Source organism: Arenibacter echinorum (genome assembly GCF_003259375.1).
In the GTDB taxonomy this organism is placed as follows: Bacteria; Bacteroidota; Bacteroidia; order Flavobacteriales; family Flavobacteriaceae; genus Arenibacter; species Arenibacter echinorum.
In genome coordinates, this window is sequence record NZ_QLLN01000009.1 from 75,405 (window position 1) to 97,325 (window position 21,921).

The window sequence follows — 21,921 nt, forward strand, 5'->3', positions numbered from 1 at the left end:
CTATTAGACAATAAGCGCCTGCTTCAATACCGTTATAGGATGCAAGGCCTTCCTTTGGGTACCATCGTAAATCTGATGCCTACAACTTGTTCCATTGGCAGCAATGATTACATCCTCTGCGGACTTCCTAACGGCCGGGAACAACTTTAGCTCCCCCACCTGCATACTTACCTCATAATGCTCCTTTTCGTACCCAAAGGACCCTGCCATACCACAACATCCGGAACTAATGATAGAAACAGTATAATTCTTTGGAAGATTCAATATGTCAAAAGTTACCTTTTGGTTGGAGATTGACTTTTGGTGGCAATGGGTGTGGATCTTTACGGTCTTGGCTTCCTTTGTAAACAGATCGGCGGTTAAAGCGCCGGACTGAATTTCTTTGGCCAAAAATTCTTCTATCAAAAAAGAATTGGCAGCAACGGCATCCATCTTCTTTTTATCAAAACCAAATCGTTTATATTCATCCCTAAACGTAAGTATAGCGGAAGGTTCCAATCCAATTATTGGAAGTCCTTTATCCGTTAGCTGCGAAAGTCTATCTACATTCTTAATGGCCAATTTTTTGGCCTGTTTTAAAAACCCTTTAGAAATATAGGTCCTTCCACTCTCTGCATAAAAAAGTTCCACCTCATACCCCAGTCGCGTCAGCACTTCAATTCCATCCCTACCCAATTCAACATCCAAATAGTTGGTGAATTCATCTATGTACAGCACAACCTTGGACTTGGTAGTATTTACCTGACCCTTAGCTTTTTGAAGCTCTTTATCAAAATCGAATTTATAAACTTTCGGCAGACTACGTTGCGCTGCTACTCCGACCGACTTCTTAAGCAATCCGCCAAAGAGTTTGGAATCGTACATGGCGTTGGTAATACCTGCCATACTACTTACCAATTTATTCAATTGGGTATTATAGGCAAAAAGCTTCGCCCTAAAAGGATATCCGTTCTCTTCCTGATATTGATATAGAAATTCTGCTTTAAGTGTGGCCACATCAACGTTACTGGGGCATTCACTGGAGCAGGCCTTACAGCTTAAACATAGATCAAAAACTTCTTTTAGCTCCTTGTTGTTAAACTTATTCGTCTTTTCCGAAGAAGTTAAAAATTCACGCAGGGTATTGGCGCGGCCACGTGTGGTATCCTTTTCATTTTTGGTGGCATGATAACTGGGGCACATGGCTCCAGATACCAAATGGGTCTTTCTGCAATCCCCGCTACCATTACATTTTTCGGCCGCTTTTAGAATGCCTTCACTGTCGGAGAAATCCATCAAGGTTTCTATTTCCGGTTCCTGACGGTCAATTTCATACCTTAGGGATTCATCCATGGGATAGGCATCCACTATTTTCCCTGGGTTAAAAATATTGTATGGATCAAAATAGGTCTTTACACGTTTCAGGAGCTCGTAATTCTTCTCCCCGATCATAAGCGGAATAAACTCGGCCCTTACAATTCCATCGCCATGTTCCCCGCTAAAAGATCCGTGGTATTTTTTGGTAAGCTTGGCCACGTCTGTGGTAATGGACCTGAATAAGGCCACATCGGTAGATTTCTTTAAATTTAAGATCGGCCTTAAATGCAGCTCCCCTGCCCCTGCATGGGCATAGTAGACCGCGTCTTGCTTGTAGTCCTTCATTATTTGGGTAAATTCCCCTATAAAATCCTTTAAATCTTCCAAGGCAACTGCAGTATCCTCTATGCAGGCAACCGCCTTACGGTCTCCTACTATATTTCCAAGAAGCCCTAATCCGGCCTTTCTAAGTTCGATCGCCTTATTCACATCACCGAACTTCAATATAGGGTTGGCATAGCTCAATCCCGACTTTTTAACCGTCTCCAATAATTGCTGAAGTTGTTTGTTCAAGTCCTCCTCGGTATCCGCCTTAACTTCTAACATTAGCAAAGCCGCGGGATCCCCTTCCACAAAAAATCTGTTCTCCAATTGGGTACGGTTATTTTTGGTACAATCCAAAATTACCTTGTCCATCATTTCACAGGTATGTAGATTATGGGTCATTAGGGGAGCAACATCCAACAAACAATCCTCCAAGGTTTTGTAATGGGTAACCACCATTGCGGAAAGTTTCGGCGGTAACTCTGCCAATTGAAGCACAATTTCTGTTGTAAATGCCAAGGTGCCTTCACTCCCGCTCAATAATTTACATAAGTTTATGCCTTGGGCACTATCCCCAAAAATATTGTTCTTGAGCAACTCGTCCACAGCATATCCGGTATTGCGCCTATGGATCTGGGGTTTTGGAAATTCTTTTAAAATTTCCGCCTGTATTTCCTTATTGCTTAATTCTTTATGAATATTGTTGTAAATTTTTCCTTCAAAATTATCCAAGGACATTTTACCCAGAAATTCGTTCAAGGACAAATCCCTGAATTCTACCTTGCTTCCATCGGATAAAAAAGTCTGTAAGGATACGACCTGATCACGGGTAACCCCGTATTGTATGGAAGTAGTTCCCGAGGAGTTGTTGCCTACCATTCCCCCGATCATACAGCGGTTGGAAGTAGAAGTGTTTGGTCCAAAAAATAGGCCGTAAGGCTCCAAATAGAGATTTAACTCGTCACGGATCACCCCTGGTTGAACGGTTACTTGTTTTTTATCTACATCAACTGAAAGAATCTTGGTGAAATTTTTGGAGACATCCACTACTATACCATCCCCAACACATTGTCCGGCAAGGGAGGTTCCTGCAGTTCTAGGTATTAAACCAATTTTGTGTTCTCCTGCAAAAAGAATCAGTTTTCTAATATCCTCTTCAGTCTTCGGGTAAGCCACTGCCATTGGCATTTTTCTATATACGGAAGCATCGGTGGCATATAGGGTGGTCATTAATTTGTCAACAAACAAATCGCCCTCTAAATCACCCTTTAATTTATTTAGCATATTTTTATCCAACTCAAAACAATTTTGGGCACTAAATTAAGTTTTATTGTTTCAGATTAATAATGAATTTTTAATTTTTACATTAATTAACTTTAGAACACTTATGAAAATTTTAAAATTATTTACCCTATTTATGTTCTGTTCCTGGTTCTCTATGAGTGCCCAGGAAATATCCGATCACGCCATTGGTCTGCGCTTGGGGGACAGTGATGGTTTTGGTGCAGAAATATCCTATCAAAAATCTTTGGACCGCGACAACAGATTGGAAGCCAACCTTGGATGGCGCGATAGTCGTTATTTTGATGCCTTTAAATTAACGGCCCTTTACCAATGGGTTAGACCCTTGGACGGAAATTTCAATTGGTACTATGGCGCCGGTGGCGGTCTAGGAAGTGTGGATTTCGCCTCTAGGCCGAATGGCAATGGAGGATACTATACGCCCGATGGTGGATTGTTTGTTTTGGCTGCCGGGGATATTGGTATAGAATATAACTTTGACATTCCATTGTTAATTTCATTGGATTTTAGACCTGAAATCGGTATCGTGGGATACAAAGACTTCTCTGATAATTTTGATTTTGATATCGCCTTGGGTATTCGCTATCAGTTTTGATACAAATAACTAATTACTATTTTATTGGCCATGAATGTTCTTGTAGCATTTATGGCTTTTTTTATTACTCATATATAAGTACATTTGCGGCAATTAAAAGAAAACAACAATGAAAAAAATATTATTATCCCTTACTGTGATTGTAGGAGTTGTAGCGTGCAACAGTAAACCCGAAGGTTTTGTATTGAACGGAACTTTAACCGGTGATGTGGAAAACGGTACCCAAATATTTCTTAGAAAGATTGATGAAAACAATCAACCTTATGATATTGACACCACCACAGTTGAGAATGGTAAGTTTACCATTAGTGGTCCTGCTGATTCGCCCGATTTAATATATGTTTTTGTTGATAAAATACAGGGTTATACCCCGGTTGTTGCCGAAAAAGGCGAAATAGAATTTAGTGCACAAAAGGATAGTTTAAATTTTGCCAAGGTCAAAGGAACTGTACAGAATAATATTTTCTTTAACTATCTAAGTGAATCAAGGGCATTGTCCGATCAGGCAATGTCAATTCAAAAAGATATGCAAAACGCAAATATGAGCGGAAACGAAGCTACCGCTAACTCCTTACGTGACGAGTTTGCTGAACTTCAAGAAGAATATAAGAATTTTGAGTTGAATTTCATCAAAAACAATCCAAATGGCCTTATTTCCGCTTTATTGATAGAAAAAGGTCTTGGTACAAGAATGATTGAGAGCGATGAGGCACAGAAAATGTATGATGCCTTATCCCCTGAAATAAAGGAAACCCTGCCTGCCAAAAACATCCTTAAAAGTTTGGAAGCTGCCAAAGCTAGGGAAGAAAAAGGCAAGAGTACGGAGATAGGTGCTACTGCCCCCGACTTTTCAGGGCCTACCCCAGACGGTAAGGAATTATCCCTAAAAGAGGCAATGGGAAAAGTGACCATCATCGATTTTTGGGCAGCCTGGTGTAAACCATGTAGGGTCGAAAATCCCAATGTGGTCAATATCTACAACAAGTACCACTCCAAAGGACTTAACATTATTGGTGTTTCTTTGGATAGAAAGGAAGAAGATTGGAAAAAGGCGATTGCTGATGACAAGCTTAGCTGGAACCATATTTCCAGTTTGGATTACTTCAATGATGCCGTGGCCAAACTTTACAATGTAGAAGCCATTCCTGCTACCTTTATCCTTGATGAAAACGGGGTAATTGTAGCTAAAAACCTAAGAGGCCCAGAATTGGAGTCGAAAATTTCAGAACTTTTGCAATAAGATTGTTCCAGAATTTATAAATAAAAAAGGCCCGTAATAAATTACGGGCCTTTTTTTATGTGAGCTATTGAAATGTCATTGTAATTGACCGTGATTTTGGTGTGCGGAAAATTCCTAAATCCAAAACCCCAAGGGATGGTGGTAACCATATGCTGTACCTTTGGGCGTTCTTTAAATCTTGCCCATTTTCCCTAGAATAAAAAGAAGCACAATGGGCAAAGCCAATAAAAGCACCATTAAAGTATCTGTAACTAGAAGATCGGGCTTAAAGAACAAGGTAACCACATAGCCGCCAATAGCACCCCCAAAGTGGGCAGTATGCCCAATGTTTCCTAACCGTGTTTTCATCCCATAGATTGAATAAAATAAATAGAGGATTCCTAAAACGTAAGCCGGTAAAGGAATAGGGATAAACATAATTCCCAATCGCATACCGGGCTCTAGAAGGATGGCCGAGTACAATATACCGGTTACTGCCCCACTGGCCCCAACGGCACTGTAATAAGGTTCACTTTTATGAAAATATAATGCCAATAAACTTCCCGCAACCAGGCTTATAAAATAAAGGATGACGAATTTACTGGGACCAAACCAATCAATCACCACATCGGCAAAAAAATAAAGCGTAAACATATTAAAAAAGAGATGGGACAGGTCTACATGTAAAAAACCCGAAGTAAGCATCCTGTCCTTTTGCCCTGCCTGTATAGCACCGACACCAAACTTATAACGTTCAAAGAATGTATTATCGTTAAAACCTTTTAATGAAGCCAAGACGTTCGCAGCCATAATGGCAATGGTAGCAATATGAATATTATTCATGAAGAAAACTATTATTTTTGGGTTCAAATATAGCTATATTTGCTCTAATTATATCTGCATGCAATTTCTGGTCTATATTCTAGTTTACCCCCTGCTATGGCTTATTTCCATATTACCTTTTAGACTTTTCTACTTTTTTTCGGACTTTGTATTTTTTGTACTTTTCTATGTTGTTGGCTACCGCAAAAGGGTGGTAACCGAAAACCTTGCACGTTCCTTTCCTAATAAGTCAAAACAAGAAATAAAAAAGATTAAAAAGGAATTCTATCATCATATGTGCGACATGTTCCTGGAAATGGTGAAGACCTTGAACCTATCAAAAGAGGAGCTAAAGGAACGTTATAAGATCATTAATATTGAAGTACTTCAGGACATCGTTAAAGATAGAAGCGTACTTATTGTATGTTCCCATTATGCCAATTGGGAATGGAACGTGAGCATTAACAATTATGTAAATGCCAAAGGATATGCCGTTTATCAAAAAATTGGAAATACCTATTTTGATGATTTAATAAAGAAAATAAGGGCCAAATGGAACACCACCCTAATTACCCAACAGGAAACCGTAAAAACGGTTTATAGGAATGTCCAAAACGGAGTAATTTCTGCCTATGGCATGGTGAGCGATCAATCCCCCCAAGTAAAAAGAGCTCAATATTGGAGTGAATTTATGGGCGTTAAGGTGCCTATATTTAATGGCCCCGAGAGCATGGCCAGAAAATTGGACCTAGCAGTAGTCTTCCTTAAGGTTTCGAAAGTAAAAAGAGGCTATTACCAAGCAGAATTCATCCCCATTACCACCGCCGGTAAGCAGACCAAAAAACATCAAATTACAGACCAATTTCTCAGGTTGACCGAAGATCAGATACGGGAAAAACCGGAGTACTACCTTTGGACACACAAACGTTGGAAACACCGAAATAAAGTACCCGTAGAATTCCAATAGACTTGTTTTATCTGATAATTATTCCTTCTCTATTTCGCCTAAAACCCTCTCCATGTGGGTTTTATTGGCAGCGATAATACTTAAAAAACTAAATAATTTATTTTTTTCTGCGTTATAGAACCAAATTTATTAGTCGTAAATGAGATTTTATACCAAAACAACTATTGGCCGGTATACTTTGGATTTATTTTTTTGCCTTGTAGTCTTTCTAGCTGGGCAAGTGCAATGTTACTCAATTCCAGAACTAAGTCCGGAGCTCGTTAAGACCAAAAGCATTGATTTTTATGACCATCCAATGGGAGGGGATCATATATGGGAGGTATCTCCCCCTACCACTAAAAATACCCATCAGGAATTTTGTGCGTTCGACCGTCCTACCTTAAGTGCTATTCAAATAAATGAATCCAACATTGTTTGGTATGACAGTACCTCCAATGGCCATCCATTATCCCCTGACAGCCCTTTAAAGGATAATTCAACTTATTATGCCGCACAATTATTAGAGGGCCATGAAAGTGCACAACGCTTGGCTGTTTCCGTCATCGTGCATGCCCCTTTCACCCCAACTGCGCCAAATGATGTCCAGGTTTTTGCGGCTGGTCAAAATCCGACTATCGGGGATTTGGAAGTGGAGCAAACCAATGTTGTTTGGTACAACGCGCCTCTGGAAGGCAAACTACTGGATTTTGATACCCCTTTGCAAAACGGAAAGCACTATTTTGCCGCCCAAGTTTTCTCAAATTGTGAAAGTACCCATAGATTAATGATCACGGTTCAAATCAGTGAGCCATCGGATTTAAAAATTAACAAAAAAGTCAGCAACAGACACCCGATGATAGGGGAAAAAGTAATTTTGACCATTACGGTTGAAAACGAAGGGTTATCCAACTTCAGTGATATAGTGATCAAGGAGCAATTGGACCGGGGTTTTAGTTATGTTAATGCGAAAACCTCCCAAGGCAACTTTGATCCATCGAACCAGGTGTGGAGGCTTTCATCATTACCAGCCAAGTCAACTGCGGTTTTGAACCTTGAAGTTGAGGCAACGCCCAATGGTAATTACAGTAGTAATTCATTCATTGAAACATCCTTACCTGCAGATAAAAATATGCAGAACAATAGTGCTGAAATTACTTTGGAACCATCCTGTATTACCATATACAATGAATTTACACCCAATGACGATGGGGATAACGACTATTTCAGAATAGACTGTATAGAAACTTTCCCGGAGTCGGAACTCCAAATATTTAATAGATATGGTGCCCTGGTTTATCAGCAAAAGGCCTACCAAAATGATTGGAGAGGATTGGCCAATGTAAGCGGCACTGTAAGCAAAGGAAACCCATTGCCCACAGGAACTTACTTTTATATTTTAAAAACCGACAGCTTAAGCGAAAACAAAACAGGTTGGCTATTTTTAAGAAAAGACTAATGAGCCTTACACTTTAAATTAATAGATGAAGATCCCCCAAAAAAAATTCCTCACGTTTATTATAATCTTACTCCTGTATAGTAAAGGTATACTGCTGGCACAGCAACTTCCCCAATATACCCAGTATATGTACAACACCTCTACCATAAATCCCGCATACGTTAACGACAATAACCGTATGGATGCCACCCTGAGTTACAGGGCACAATGGATCGGCATTGATGGCGCTCCCGAAACAAAGGCCCTCACAGTTTCGGGAATCATTAATAATAGAATTGGACTTGGGGTCAATATTTTTAAGGATAATATTGGACCATCGACTGAATTTAGTTCCAATGCGGTTTTTTCTTACTATCTAAACATAAGCAAAAAAGTAAAAATGTCCTTAGGAATCAATGCTGGTATCGATTTTTTTGAAGTAGATTATTCCAAAGGCAACTATTACGACCAAGATGATGTTCTATTTAGTTATGACAACTATTACAATGCCCTTCCAGCAGTAGGAGCTGGAATATATATATTTAATGACAACTGGTATGTTGGATTTTCAATGCCGAACGTGCTAATTAATCAATCGAATGTAGTTAGCGACAAAAACTTGATCCACAGGGACAACCATATTTATTTTATCGGTGGTTATGTAATGGATATCAACGCTTCCCTAAAACTTAAACCTTCTGTGCTGATAAAGGTTGTAGAAAATGCACCTCCAACAATAGACGCCTCCCTAAATGTGCTTTTCTTGCAAAAATTTACATTGGGAGCCTCCCACAGATTAAAGGACAGTTATAGCGCCTTGGCAGGTTTTGAGATATCCAAAAACTTTTTTCTGGGCTATTCCTATGATTACAGCATTTCAGATCTTGGCGATTACAATCAGGGGTCACACGAGATAATATTGAAGTACTTAATGCCAAGATGGGGGCCCAATGCACGTTCACCCCGATTTTTCTAAGCTAAGACCTATGAAGATAATCCTACCCATATTCACTCTTTTCCTAACAAATATCCTTCTGGCACAAAATACCAGAGCGGAGGCGAACGAGTATTTTCAAAATTTGAATTTCACAGAAGCCATAAATGTTTACCAACAGCTTGAATCTAATAAGAAACGGCCCAAGCCCCTATTTGTTGAGCGTCTGGCTGAAAGCTATTTCAATATAAACGACTATACCAATGCCAAGATTTGGTACGAAAAACTTTATGCCCTTAAGGAAAAAAGAGTGGATGAAGTAACTTTTATACGATATGCACAAAGCCTTAAGGCCTGTCAGGAATACATTACTGCCAACAACCTAATAAAGGAATACTATAATTACGATGAATTAAAGCTTGCCTCCATTTTGGAGCAGGAAAAATATTTGGACAGCCTGTTGGGGGAGACTCCCACTTACGAAATTAAGAATTTGGAAATAAATTCGCCCCAATCGGACTTTGCCCCAATGTATTACAAAGATGCCATCGTATTTTCCTCCAGTCGGGCACCGGAGTTTTCGGAGGATACGGAATATTCCTGGAACAAACAGCCCTATTTGACCATTTTAACCGCCAAGAGGGATACTAGTACCAATGAACTAAAAGATGTGCAAAAATTACATGCCAATATTCAATCTTCATATCACGAAGGAACACTTACCTACTCTTCGGATTACAAAACCGTTTATTTCACCCAAAACTATTTAAAGGACAATGCCTTACAGGTAAATCCAAAAGGATTTTCCAATATGCAGATCTTAAAGGGGAAGGTTGTAGAAGATTCCATAGTAGGGGCCGTTTCCCTAAAATTCAATAATCCCAAATACTCATTTGGACACCCTTACCTAACGGAGAATGGGAAGCGACTATATTTTGTTTCCAATATGTACGGAGGTTTTGGGGAGACCGATATTTATTACGTAGATATCAAGGAGGATGGAAGATTGGGTCCGGCCACCAATCTTGGTCCCAAGGTAAATACTCCTGGAAGGGAAATGTTTCCATTTATAGACGGCCAATACTTGTATTTTGCTTCTGACAGTCACTTTGGACTAGGTGGACTCGACATTTTCAAAGCTGAAATTGAATCCGAAAATGGGTTTGGATTGGCAAAAAACATGGGAATGCCCATTAATAGCAATATGGACGATTTTGCATTTATCATAAACCATTCTAAAAATACCGGTTATTTTTCGTCCAACAGGGGAGATGGCAAGGGAGATGACGACCTATATGCCTTTAATAAAATAGCCGAAACGATAATCTATAAAGGCATTATAAAGGACGGTATTACCCAATCACCTATCCCGGAGGTTAAGATAAAGGTATATGATCAGGAAAAACAATTGGTTTTGGAAACCACTACGGATGAACAGGGTAATTTTGAAGTAGCTTTATCACCCAGCGTGAATCATATATTTGCCTTTTTTAAACTGGAATACAAACAGGAAATCAAGACGGTGAACAATGCCGATTCGCCAAACCTTTTTAAAGATATCAATAACACCGTATTAACCCCCTTTTCAAGTTTTATAGTTAGCGAAGGTGGTGTGGAAAAAGTTAGGGTAAATCCTATATTTTTTAATTTAAACCGACATAACATCACCTATAAAGCGGCTGCCGAACTGGACAAGATAGTGAGCTTTATGAACGATTTCCCCAATGTGAAAATTAAGATTGAAGCCCATACAGATTCTCGGGCATCGGACACTTTTAATTTGGAACTCTCCGATAACAGGGCCAAATCTACCCAGGATTATCTGGTTTATATGGGCATTGATCCCTCAAGAATTGAGAGCGCCATAGGCTATGGCGAGTCGCGCTTGATCAATAATTGCGCCAACGGTGTTCCCTGCAGCAATGAAGATCATCTGGCCAACAGACGCTGCGATTTCATAATAATAGGTAAATAACGAACGAAAAAACGGGCACATCCCCCACCCCATAAACTAAATTTTTTCTTTATTCAACGCCCATTGATTCATTTTAAGGATTCCAGTAGTGGCGTTGGTCTAAATTAGTGGCAAAATTGTCCCTTTTTAATTATATTACTACCTTATTGATATAAAGTAAAGTTTACTATGGACATTTTAGGTACCCTATATGATGAAGTCGTTGGATTTTTGGGAATAAGTCAGGCACTGGAGTTATTACAGGCCGGGGATTATAGTGTTTTCTCAACTTACGATGGTGTTGTATCCCTCATTTACCCCATAATTCCTTTGCTATTACTATTGGAATTCATCCTTGGTCTGGTATACAAAAAGCCTAATACCAAGGTGTATAAGGTTAACTTCCTCATCTATGTGTTCAATAGGTTTATTGGGCGATTTATAGCCATAGCCATGGTGACCCTTATAATAGGGTGGTTACAACCCCATGCCATATTACAGACAAAAATGACCTGGTACTGGTTTATTTACGGATATATTGTTTGGGAATTTGGTCATTTCTTATACCACTATTGGGGGCATAAAGTGCGGCTTTTTTGGTGCCTGCACTCTACCCACCACGCGCCGGAACAAATGAACCTTTCCGTAACCCATGCCCATTTTTTTCTGGAGGCCCCTTATGCCGATGCCATTAGGACAACGGTATGTATACTGTTGGGAGTTGAACCAATTATGCTCTTTTTGATCATGTTTATAGATGGCACCTATGGAGCTTTTATCCATGTTGGTGAAAATATTATGAAAGATGGCAGAATGGGATTTTTGAACAAGATTATATTAACACCTTCCCATCATAGGGTTCATCACGCCAGAAACCCCCTGTATATGGATACCAATTTCTGTAATTTGTTGAATATCTGGGACAAGGTTTTTGGAACCTACCAGGATGAACAGCATGATATCGAAATTGAATACGGCATTACCCGTAAAATGGATAGCGGCAATTTCTTGGATGTTTATTTCGGGGAATTTATTGCCCTTTTCAAAGATGTAGCCAAAGCGCCTGGTTTAAAGAATAAACTTCTCTATATAGTTATGCCTCCGGGTTGGAACCATACTGGTGAACATCAGACCTCAAAGTTGGTACGTGGAGCCTACTTAAAAGAACAACTGGCTAAGGAGTAAATACTAGGGTTGCTATTACGATACAGTGATCGCTGGCATAATTTTCGCAAAACACCTCATAATCCAATACCTTCCATTTGTTAGGCTGATTGAACATTATGTGATCAATGCAGATATTGGGTCCGGTGGCAGGGAAAGTGCCTTTCCAAGCATTGCTATGCTTGGGCTTCATAAATTTTTCGGAAAGAATAGCTATTGTTTGGCTATTGGGAACAGCGTTCAGATCGCCTACCAATAAAGTGGGATATTCGGTATCACCCAGGCTTTTAACGATGGACTTGGCCTGCATAACTTTATCGGTTTCATCCTTTTGATGATCTAAATGTGTGCCAACAAACTGAATAGTATTACCGTTTTTGGTTTTGACACGGGTTACCAAAGCCGCCCTAGGTTCCGAATTCGGCAAATGGGGCAAAGCTAAGTTTTCACTGGCAATAAAGGTATACTTGGACAGTACCGCCTCTCCGTACTCTCCTCCATCATAATACATGGCACGGGCAAATAGCGAAGCCATTTTTGTCCGAATGCCCAATTCGGTGGGCAGATCGTAATTTTTTGCCCTTTTGGTCTTAAAGTCGACCTCCTGCAAGGCTACCAAATCGGGTTGGTAATGATTTATGACCCCGGCCAGGGAATCCAAGTTAAAATCGTTCTTGGTCGTAGCCCCATGGAGTATGTTAAAACTCATTACCCTCAGGGTATCCGCCTGTGCATGACTAGAAAAAGAAGTAACTGCCAGTAAAGAAAAAATAAATAATTTTAAGGTCATTGATTTCATATACCCAATAAAAAATTAGGGCCGGATATAAACGCCCCGACCCTTATTACTGTATAATTTTAGATTCCGGCAACCGCCTTTATCTCGCCAATAATTCGATCGGCCAAGCCATCAGCTTCGTCCTGACTTTTGGCTTCTGTGTAAATTCTGATGATAGGCTCCGTATTGGATTTACGTAAGTGCACCCAGTTTTCTGGAAAATCGATCTTTACGCCATCAATTGTTGATATTTCCTCATTTTTATATTTCTCTGCCATAGTTACCAGAATGCCATCCACATCCAAACCCGGAGTCAATTCAATCTTCTTCTTACTCATAAAATAACTAGGGTAACTGGCTCTTAGCTCACTTACGGTACCTCCCCTTTCTGCCATCAGCATTAAAAATAAGGCCGTTCCTACCAACGAATCCCTACCATAATGGCTTTCAGGATAAATTATACCTCCATTGCCCTCTCCCCCTATAATGGCCTTATTGGCCTTCATTTTGGTCACAACATTTACTTCACCTACGGCAGCGGCCTCATAAGTGCCGCCGTGTTTTTCGGAAATATCCCGCAAAGCCCTGGAAGACGACAGGTTGGAAACGGTATTTCCCTTGGTCTTACCCAACACGTAATCCGCGCAGGCCACTAAAGTATATTCCTCCCCGAACATTTCCCCTTCATTGGTAATAAAAGCCAAACGGTCTACATCCGGATCTACAACAATTCCAAAATCAGCTTTTTCCTTTACAACCAATGCACATATATCGCCCAAATGTTCTTTTAGAGGTTCTGGGTTATGGGGAAAATGCCCTGTAGGATCGCAGTATAGTTCCACTACCTCTACCCCCAATTCCTTTAAAAGTTTTGGGATGGCAATACCACCGGTAGAATTTACCCCGTCTACAACTACCTTAAACTTGGCCGCCCTGATAACTTCCGCATCCACCAAAGAAAGGTCCAACACCTCATCAATATGGATATCGATATAGGAATCGTTCCTATTGACGGTTCCCAAATCATCTACCTCCGAGAAATTAAAGGCTTCCTTTTCCGCAATTTCCAATATTTTGGCACCTTGGGCAGCATCCAAGAACTCCCCTTTCTCATTTAGAAGTTTTAGGGCGTTCCATTGCTTTGGATTATGGCTTGCGGTAAGAATAATACCTCCATCGGCCTTTTCCAAAGGAACCGCTATTTCTACGGTCGGTGTTGTAGACAAGTCCAGATCTATCACATCTATTCCCAAACCTACTAGGGTGGATACTACTAAATTCTGGATCATTTCTCCGGAAAGTCGGGCATCTCGCCCAATGACTACCTTTAATTTTTCCTTTTTAGAGTATTCCTTTAACCAAACACCGTAAGCAGCGGCAAATTTAACAGCATCAATAGGTGTGAGATTGTCTCCTGGCCTGCCACCAATGGTACCCCGTATTCCCGAAATAGATTTTATTAAAGTCATATTTTATTTATAAATTTTTACAAATATAAAAGGTTAGGTTTAAATCCTATGCCGCTAAGTTGTAAATTCGAACTTAATAAACTTCAACCGAGGTCAATGAATTTTTTAGCACACCTATATCTATCTTTTGAAGACGACCAGATCACTATCGGAAATTTTATAGCGGACAGTATAAGGGGCAATAAATACAAGCACCTTCCAGAAAAAATTCAAAAGGGAATAGTGCTGCACCGTGCTATAGATACTTTTACGGACAAGCACCCAATTGTAAGGCAGAGCACCAAACGCTTGCATGAGAACTACAGCCATTATAGCGGTGTAATTGTAGACATATTCTATGATCATTTTTTAGCCAAGAATTGGTCGGATTATGCCAATACCCCATTGCCCCACTTTGTGGACAATTTTTATGATCTTTTGGAAAACAATTACGATATACTCCCTATAGGTGTAAAGCGCATGATGCCGTATATGATTGCGGATAATTGGATTTTGAATTATGCCAAAATGGAAGGAATTTCCAGAGTTTTGAATGGCATGAATAGACGTACCCAAAATAAATCCAAAATGAATTTTGCCATTTTGGACCTTGAGGAACATTATACCGATTTTGAAAAGGAATTCACTTATTTTTTTGAAGAACTCATCATATTTTCCAAACAAAAATATCTCTCCTTGCGATAAGTACCAGGAATTGTGGGTATAACCCAGTCGGTGTCAAGGGACAACCATGATTTTTTTATCTAAATATGGTATTAAATTACAATAATTAAGTACCTTTAATCACCTTTCCCAAATGTGGGAACACTCCCCCAAATACTTATAAGTTCCGCTTAAATACATTTCCCCTCACAGTTAGTCCTTTTAACATTGTGCAAACAATGGCGTGCGTTTTTATTTAAAACTTTACCTAAACAACAACAACTATGGGATTTAAACATTTGAACTACATTGGAATTGGATTGATCTTTCTCTTAATGCTTCTGGGCTGTAGTCCGGAGTCAACAATCGAAGATACCCTGGAACCTGTCAATAGCAAGGCCCTTTTAAAATCCAACACTTTCTATGGTCCCCAAATATCCTTGGGGAAAGGCCATGTACGGTCATGGATAAGGATTGCAAAAGATGGCACTCCAGAAGAATTGGGCGTGGAAATGTCCAAAAAATTACTAAACCAACTGCCCAAAGGTGATGACCCTGTACAATTAGTACTTCCATTGCACAAAAAGGCAATGGATGTGACCCCGTTCAATCATGTCCTTTTTGATTGGAATCCTCACGGACATGAGCCCGATGGTGTGTTTACAGTGCCTCATTTTGATGTACACTTTTATTTGACATCAGTAGCCGCCCGGGAGGCAATTCCGACCTACCCCGAAGCAAAGCCCCAGTTCGACAATTATCCGCCGCCAGGCTACCTACCTGCAGACTATATAACTCCGCCGGACGGTGGTACGGCAGTACCTATGATGGGTACCCATTGGATACCATTGAGTTTTGCTCCCCCATTTACCAATATACTACTTTATGGAACTTACGATGGGGAGGTAACATTTGTGGAACCAATGAATACAGTGGCATATATAGAAAGTGGAGTTCCTTTCAGCGAAGCTTATTCGCAACCTACAAAATTTACAAAAACCTCCTATTATCCAACGGTCTATAATGTTTATCAAAATTCAAAGGATCAAAAACAAATTATCTCTCTAAGCGAATTCGTGCATCGAGAAGCCGAATAGACACTATAAAAAGGGTTGTCATAGTACAACCTTTTTTTTTGCAACTTTTTCAATAACCTACACTTATTTTCCCATGAAAGCGGCCAAGCAAAGAAGATTGGCCGTATTCTATTGACAAGGCGCACCTTTATCTCGCAGCCTTATACCCATTCCCATTTATTCAATCCCCTAGCAAATTAATTATAAGATTGTCCAAATTTTCCAAGGGATTAATCATTATCGATAAATATCTTTTCAATTATATCTTAAAATTCATATTTAATTGGAATATGACTATCTTTTTGGAAAAATTATAATCTATGATCCGCATAACTGGTTTCTTGCTTGGAATACTCCTATTCATCAATTGCAGAAACGTACCCGACCCAATACCTACAGGCTTAGTTACCGAAAAAGCAATGGTTGTCTCTGCCAGAGTGGAGGCCTCCAAAATTGGATCGGACATTCTCCAAAAGGGCGGTAATGCCTTCGATGCTATGATTGCAACAGAACTGGCTCTTGCCGTGGCCTATCCCTATGCCGGAAATATTGGTGGCGGTGGTTTTATGGTATATAGGAAAGCCAACGGGGAAACTGGAGGTTTGGACTACCGCGAAAAAGCGCCTTTGGCAGCGCATGCAGATATGTATTTGGATTCCTTAGGAAATGTTATTCCGGGCAAAAGTACCTTGGGAGCAACGGCCGTAGGGGTTCCGGGCACTGTGGCCGGTGTAATAGCAGTCCACGAAAAATTTGGATCATTGCCCTTAAAAGAAATCATGGCGCCTGTTATAGAGCTGGCCAAAAAAGGCGTTGTCGTAACCGAAAAACAGGCCATAAGGTTGGACAACTATCGCGACATTTTTATGGAAGTGAATAGTGATACGACTTTTTTTGCCACTGTTTACAAGACGGGCGATACCATAAAATACCCCGCTTTGGCAAATACCCTTCAAAAAATTTCCGATCAGGGAAAAGATGGATTTTACAAAGGGGAAGTTGCAGAAAAATTAGCCAATTTTATTCAAGCCAAAGGCGGTTACCTTACTATTGAAGATCTTGAAAAATATGAAGCCAAATGGAGATCTCCTATTACGTTCAATTATAAGGACCTAAAAATTATATCTATGAGTCCTCCCAGTAGTGGTGGGTTTACTATAAATCAAATTTTTAAGATGATGGAACCCTATGACCTATCCGACTATGGGCACAATTCGGTTAAATCCATCCAATTGTTTACGGAGGCTGCACGTAGGGCCTATGCCGATAGAAACTACTTTCTGGGGGACCCGGATTTTGTGGAAATCCCTTTAAAGGAACTTTTGTCGGACCAATACCTACAGGAAAGAATGCAAAATTTCTCCTTTGACAAGGCTACCAAATCCTCTGAAGTATCCCATGGGGAGGTGCACGTTGTGGAAAGCGATCAAACCACCCACTACTCTATTGTAGACTCCTTTGGGAATGCCATTTCGGCCACAACGACTATTAATGGAGGCTATGGCTCCAAACTGTACTCGGATGAACTCGGGTTTTTTCTAAATAATGAAATGGACGATTTTAGTGCCAAACCAGGAGTTCCCAATATGTTCGGACTTGTGGGTGCAGAGGCCAATAGCATAACCGCAGAAAAACGGATGTTAAGTAGTATGACGCCCACCATAGTAGAAAAAAATGGGGCATTATGGATGGTGGTCGGGACTCCAGGGGGTTCCACGATAATAACAGCTGTGGCCCAGACCATTCTAAATTGCTATGAATATAATATGAGTATGCAAGATGCGGTAAACGCTCCCCGTTTTCACCATCAATGGTTGCCCGATGCCATAATTTTTGAACCGGAAGGATTTAAGCCGAGCTTACTCACCGATCTAAAAAGCAAGGGATACATCATTAATGAAGAAAATACCCCGGTTATAGGTAAGGTAGATGCCATTAAGATATTGCCAAGCGGAAAGTTGGAAGCCGGTGCCGATAGACGTGGGGACGATACCGCTGTAGGTTATTAAGCGCAACTGGACATAATGATCGCACTATTTGTATATTTGGAACACTAGATGTACTTCCAATCCCTAAAAAGCGATTACACTTGATCAAAAAAATAGGCAAAATAGTACTTGGAGCATTACTGCTATTGTTCACCTTGGGAGCTATCCTCTTTGCCATTTACAACGAACCCCTGCCCTCAGGTATCAAAAGCCAAAATGCGGATGCCCTGGCCATGAAAATGTTGACAGCCCTCCATTATGAGGCCTAGAAGGAAACCCGCTTTTTGGAATGGTCTTTTGCCAATGGAAAACACCATTATCGTTGGGATAAAGAGGCGGATATAGTATTTGTTGCTTGGAGCGACTATCAAGTGCAACTAAATTTAAAAGTACCCTCAAAGAGTTCAGTTGTCAAAGATAAGGTACCTCTTGACAGTGAGGAAAGGGAAAAACTTATTAAAATGGCCACCTCTTATTTTAACAATGACTCTTTTTGGCTGGTTGCCCCTTTCAAAATTTTTGACCCGGGTACGGAAAGAAGTATTGTTTCCTTGAAAGACGGCACCCAAGAATTATTGGTCACCTATTCTAGTGGTGGAGACACTCCGGGCGATTCCTACTTATGGAAATTACAGCCGAACGGCTTCCCCATTAGCTTTAAGATGTGGGTAAGCATTATCCCTATTGGTGGCATTGAAGCCAGTTGGGACGATTGGCAAGTAACGGAAAGTGGCGCATTTCTACCCAGTAAACACAGTATTGGTCCAATTACTTTGGATATGGGGGATGTGAAGGGTTATCGCTGATACAATGAACAATTAGCAAGGAACAATTGTTAGTGATCAGTGAACAGTAAACAGTAGTCAGTGAACAGTAGCAGTAATTAGTGGTCAGAGGGCTGCCCGTCACTTCGAGCCTGCCTACCGGCAGGTAGGTGATCCGACGAAGGAGGATTGTCTCGAGAAGGGATTACAGTAATCAGTGGACAGTTGTACAGTTGAAACAGAAAATTCTCCTTCCACTGGTCAGGGGGAGGAGCGAAAATTCCCGTCAACCTCTTGTCTTTTGGCTAATGGCTATTGACTCTTTTATCATGACATTTACCTTCCTTTAGTCTTATTCAACAACTAATGAAAAAAGCACCTTCATCGGTTTAGGAGAAGGTACTTTTTTAGTCAAATAGTTATGTCCTAAGTTCATTCGCCCTATTTAAAATCGGGCCAATACTCCTTTATTTTCTTTCTTAAAAAGGCCACACTGCGTTCCAACTGATCCATTCCGTCCACACCGTCTTCAATACTGATCCAGCCATCAAAACCAACTCTTTTCAATTCCTTGAAAATGGCATCATAATCGTTTAGGCCCTTCCCTATCTCACCATGGCTAAGTCTTTTGGCATAGCCCATGGCTCCACCTTCTTCCTTGCGCAGATCTTCAATGGTACCTTCTTTTAGGTAACGGTCGCTGGCATGCATGGTCACTACACGATCGGACACCCGATACAAGAGTTCCAAAGGGTCCTCCCCTGCCAAAAAGGTATTGCTAGGATCGTAATTGACCCCAAAATTAGGATGGTGGATACGATCTACCAACTTGCAAAAAATGTCCATTTGCTGGGCAAATTCGGGATACTCCCAAAAATCGTCCTTATAGTGGTTTTCCAATATTAATGTAACTCCCAACTTTTCCGCATGGGGTAGACATTCTTTAATGCAATCCGCAGCAAAGCCGATCCCCTCTTCCATAGTTAATTCGGGACGACGCTGTCCTGACAATACCCTACAATAGGAACCGCCCAATGCGTGGGTCATTTCGATCCACCCTATTTGTTTTTTAATTTCTTTTTCCCGAAAAGCGGCATCAGGATGGGTAAAATCCGGGGAACAGCACAGCATGGGTATTGTTTTTCCATGACGTTCCACTTGCTCCCTAAAAACGGGCCAGTTGGACTTATCGGCCATCTCCAAAAATCCGGCGTACCATTCCAATCCGTCTACCTCTAGCTCAACGGCCAGGTCGATCCATTCGGAAACCTTCATAGTTCCATCCTTACAAAGTTCATGCATAAATGCTTTGGGAAATACTGCTAATTGTGGCAAATCTTTATTCTTTTAATGTTATTAAATTATTTCTTTTTATGGGAACCTTCCCAGTTCTTGGGGAGGTTACGCCCTATAATGGGGAACTGTTCCAAGTCCATCACTTGGGAACTAACAGGTCCGCATTCATCGGAAAGCCAATAAAGGCAGGCTGATGCTATTTCTTCGGGGGTAAAAATTCGTTGTGCAGGGGCAAAAATGTCCGGTATGTCTTTATACCAATCCGATTTCATCCCCTGTTCCTTCTTGTTCAATATTTCCTTTTCCGTAAGTACCCAACCTGGGTTGATCTGGTTTACGCGTACGCCGTATTCCCGAAACAAACTGTCGCCCAGATTCCTCGTCAAGGTCATCAATGCCCCTTTGGACATGCTATAAGCCAATAGATCGGGTTCCCCGCCCCAGGCGTTAATGGAACCTATATTGAGTACACAACCGCGAACAGCGGATAAATGAGGTAATGCTGCCTGAATGATCATTAGAGGAGCAATGGAATTCACTGCCAACATACGTTTCATAAAAGGTACTTCGGTGCTTGTAATATTGGAGGAAGCAATATAGGCGGCATTGTTCACAACGGCGTTCAATTTTCCAAATTTAGATATGGCCTCCTCTACCAATAATTGCGGGGCACTTTCCTCGGTGATATCCATAGTAAGATGACCAACATTATCCGCACCCAATTCCTCCAGCAGTGCCAAGCCTATTTCCTCTTCCAAGCCGTTGACCAATACCTTGGCCCCTTCCTGTACGCTGCGCTTGGCTATGGCCTTGCCTATACCGGTATATCCTCCCGTTATTAAAACTACTTTATCCTTTAAACGCATAAGTTTTAACTTGGTTTTAAAACACTTTTCACCACCTTTCCGGAATGCATTTGATCAAAAGCCTCATGCCAATCCTTCAATTCCCAAACCCCACCAATTATAGGCTTTACATCTAAAGCTCCGGAAGCCAAAAGGGAAAGCACTTTTTCCCATATGGGCCAGTTATGGCTAAAGCTACCCTGTAGGGTAACATTCTTTTGCACTAATGGATCCAAGGAGAAGTTTAGAGGTTGTGGGCCCCACCCAACCTTGGTAATATGTCCATTGGGACGCACCAATTGTAAGGCAATTTTTAGCGTAGCACTTGCCCCGGCTGCGTCTATAATGCAATCCGCTCCCAACCCATCTTGTTTATTGGCCCAAGCACTTGCGTCTCCCACAATTCCCTCACATCCATATTGCTTGGCGATGTTCAATCTTTCCCTATCGGATTCCAATCCAACAATGGCTACTTCGGCACCACATAAGCGCGCCATGGCAGCACAAAGGATGCCTATGGTCCCAGGTCCCAATACAATAACCCTGTCCCCTGGTTTAATTTTAGAGTTCATCACCACCGCACTATATGCCACCGAACAGGGCTCGGTTAAACAGGCTTGCTCAAAAGGTAAATTTTCCGGTACAGCGTGCAGACATCTGGCAGGTACCTTAACAAAACGGGTCATGGCACCATTTACCCCATATCCAAATCCCTTTCTAGTTGGATCCAGGTTGTAAAGGCCTTGTCTAGAAAGCGGACTGTTCTGATCTATTATTGCAGCGGTCTCACTTACTACCCTATCACCTTCCTTCCATCCGATTACCCTTTTCCCCAATGCCGCAATATGGCCACCAAACTCGTGCCCAAGCACCACGGGATAATTTACAGGCCAACTATGGTCTGAAGTCCATTGATGCAGATCACTTCCGCACACCCCAACGTTGGCCACTTCCAACAACACATCATCTTCGCCAATACTTGGCTTTTCTATTTCCCTAATTTCTACACTTCCTGGCTCGGAAGAGAAATTTACTACTCCTATTGAACTCATTTTTTTGATTCTTTTATTTT

The 21,921-nt window shown here is 41.0% G+C and carries 19 protein-coding genes; 12 read left to right on the plus strand and 7 right to left on the minus strand.

What is annotated here, in order from left to right:
* Nucleotides 1–3: 3 nt before the first annotated feature.
* A complete protein-coding gene (locus tag LV92_RS19710) occupies nt 4–2,904 on the minus strand; it encodes an FAD-binding and (Fe-S)-binding domain-containing protein (RefSeq protein WP_170126364.1) in 2,901 nt (966 codons plus the stop codon).
* 103 nt (nt 2,905–3,007) lie between these two features.
* Here LV92_RS19710 and LV92_RS19715 point away from each other — a divergent pair, with 103 nt between their 5' ends.
* Both LV92_RS19715 and LV92_RS19720 read left to right on the plus strand, forming a co-directional pair.
* Nucleotides 3,008–3,517: a hypothetical protein gene (locus LV92_RS19715; protein ID WP_111625325.1), complete on the plus strand. Its 510-nt coding sequence runs from the start codon at nt 3,008–3,010 to the stop codon at nt 3,515–3,517.
* Between the two features lie 109 nt (nt 3,518–3,626).
* Nucleotides 3,627–4,757 (plus strand): TlpA disulfide reductase family protein, encoded by a 1,131-nt coding sequence (locus LV92_RS19720; RefSeq protein ID WP_111625326.1) that lies wholly within the window; start codon nt 3,627–3,629, stop codon nt 4,755–4,757.
* Between the two features lie 171 nt (nt 4,758–4,928).
* Here LV92_RS19720 and LV92_RS19725 read toward each other — a convergent pair whose 3' ends face one another.
* Complete coding sequence (locus LV92_RS19725; RefSeq protein ID WP_111625327.1) at nt 4,929–5,579, minus strand: rhomboid family intramembrane serine protease; 651 nt, start codon at nt 5,577–5,579, stop codon at nt 4,929–4,931.
* 58 nt (nt 5,580–5,637) lie between these two features.
* On the opposite strand from LV92_RS19725, the gene LV92_RS19730 reads away from it, so the two are divergent.
* From LV92_RS19730 to LV92_RS19750, 5 genes are all read left to right on the plus strand, one after another.
* Complete coding sequence (locus LV92_RS19730) at nt 5,638–6,525, plus strand: lysophospholipid acyltransferase family protein (RefSeq protein WP_111625328.1); 888 nt, start codon at nt 5,638–5,640, stop codon at nt 6,523–6,525.
* 139 nt (nt 6,526–6,664) lie between these two features.
* Nucleotides 6,665–7,960 carry a T9SS type B sorting domain-containing protein gene (locus LV92_RS19735; protein ID WP_111625329.1) on the plus strand — a complete coding sequence of 432 codons (1,296 nt, stop codon included), beginning with the start codon at nt 6,665–6,667 and terminating at the stop codon, nt 7,958–7,960.
* 25 nt (nt 7,961–7,985) lie between these two features.
* The gene (locus LV92_RS19740; RefSeq protein WP_111625330.1) at nt 7,986–8,915 is read left to right on the plus strand and encodes a PorP/SprF family type IX secretion system membrane protein; all 930 of its coding nucleotides are present in this window, start codon (nt 7,986–7,988) and stop codon (nt 8,913–8,915) included.
* 10 nt (nt 8,916–8,925) lie between these two features.
* Nucleotides 8,926–10,848 carry an OmpA family protein gene (locus LV92_RS19745; protein ID WP_170126365.1) on the plus strand — a complete coding sequence of 641 codons (1,923 nt, stop codon included), beginning with the start codon at nt 8,926–8,928 and terminating at the stop codon, nt 10,846–10,848.
* Between the two features lie 168 nt (nt 10,849–11,016).
* Nucleotides 11,017–12,012, plus strand: coding sequence for a sterol desaturase family protein (locus LV92_RS19750; protein WP_111625332.1), 996 nt, complete (start codon nt 11,017–11,019; stop codon nt 12,010–12,012).
* Here the strand turns inward: LV92_RS19750 and LV92_RS19755 are convergent.
* Both LV92_RS19755 and glmM read right to left on the minus strand, forming a co-directional pair.
* A complete protein-coding gene (locus LV92_RS19755) occupies nt 12,002–12,781 on the minus strand; it encodes an endonuclease/exonuclease/phosphatase family protein (protein WP_111625333.1) in 780 nt (259 codons plus the stop codon). The two genes, LV92_RS19750 and LV92_RS19755, sit on opposite strands and share 11 nt — an antisense overlap.
* 68 nt (nt 12,782–12,849) lie before the next feature.
* On the minus strand, nt 12,850–14,238 hold the full coding sequence (gene glmM / locus LV92_RS19760) for a phosphoglucosamine mutase (protein ID WP_111625334.1): 1,389 nt from the start codon (nt 14,236–14,238) through the stop codon (nt 12,850–12,852).
* Between the two features lie 96 nt (nt 14,239–14,334).
* Between glmM and LV92_RS19765 the strand changes: the two genes are divergently transcribed.
* The 5 genes from LV92_RS19765 to LV92_RS19780 all read left to right on the plus strand — a co-directional run bounded on the left by LV92_RS19765 (nt 14,335) and on the right by LV92_RS19780 (nt 18,750).
* Nucleotides 14,335–14,922 carry an acyl carrier protein phosphodiesterase gene (locus tag LV92_RS19765; RefSeq protein ID WP_111625335.1) on the plus strand — a complete coding sequence of 196 codons (588 nt, stop codon included), beginning with the start codon at nt 14,335–14,337 and terminating at the stop codon, nt 14,920–14,922.
* A 242-nt stretch (nt 14,923–15,164) separates the two neighbouring features.
* Nucleotides 15,165–15,977 carry a DUF5602 domain-containing protein gene (locus LV92_RS19770; RefSeq protein ID WP_111625336.1) on the plus strand — a complete coding sequence of 271 codons (813 nt, stop codon included), beginning with the start codon at nt 15,165–15,167 and terminating at the stop codon, nt 15,975–15,977.
* Between the two features lie 299 nt (nt 15,978–16,276).
* On the plus strand, nt 16,277–17,965 hold the full coding sequence (gene ggt / locus LV92_RS19775; RefSeq protein WP_111625337.1) for a gamma-glutamyltransferase: 1,689 nt from the start codon (nt 16,277–16,279) through the stop codon (nt 17,963–17,965).
* A gap of 80 nt (nt 17,966–18,045) precedes the next feature.
* Nucleotides 18,046–18,213, plus strand: a complete 168-nt coding sequence (locus LV92_RS22040; RefSeq protein WP_245946441.1) for a hypothetical protein — start codon at nt 18,046–18,048, stop codon at nt 18,211–18,213.
* A gap of 15 nt (nt 18,214–18,228) precedes the next feature.
* The gene (locus LV92_RS19780; RefSeq protein WP_245946442.1) at nt 18,229–18,750 is read left to right on the plus strand and encodes a hypothetical protein; all 522 of its coding nucleotides are present in this window, start codon (nt 18,229–18,231) and stop codon (nt 18,748–18,750) included.
* A gap of 399 nt (nt 18,751–19,149) precedes the next feature.
* Here the strand turns inward: LV92_RS19780 and LV92_RS19785 are convergent, their stop codons facing one another.
* Genes LV92_RS19785 through LV92_RS19795 form a run of 3 tightly spaced genes read right to left on the minus strand, consistent with a single transcriptional unit; the run spans nt 19,150 to nt 21,901 of the window.
* A complete protein-coding gene (locus tag LV92_RS19785; protein ID WP_111625338.1) occupies nt 19,150–20,043 on the minus strand; it encodes a sugar phosphate isomerase/epimerase family protein in 894 nt (297 codons plus the stop codon).
* Between the two features lie 26 nt (nt 20,044–20,069).
* Nucleotides 20,070–20,870 (minus strand): SDR family NAD(P)-dependent oxidoreductase, encoded by an 801-nt coding sequence (locus LV92_RS19790; protein ID WP_111625339.1) that lies wholly within the window; start codon nt 20,868–20,870, stop codon nt 20,070–20,072.
* A 5-nt stretch (nt 20,871–20,875) separates the two neighbouring features.
* Nucleotides 20,876–21,901: a zinc-binding dehydrogenase gene (locus tag LV92_RS19795; RefSeq protein ID WP_111625340.1), complete on the minus strand. Its 1,026-nt coding sequence runs from the start codon at nt 21,899–21,901 to the stop codon at nt 20,876–20,878.
* Between the last annotated feature and the right edge of the window lie 20 nt (nt 21,902–21,921).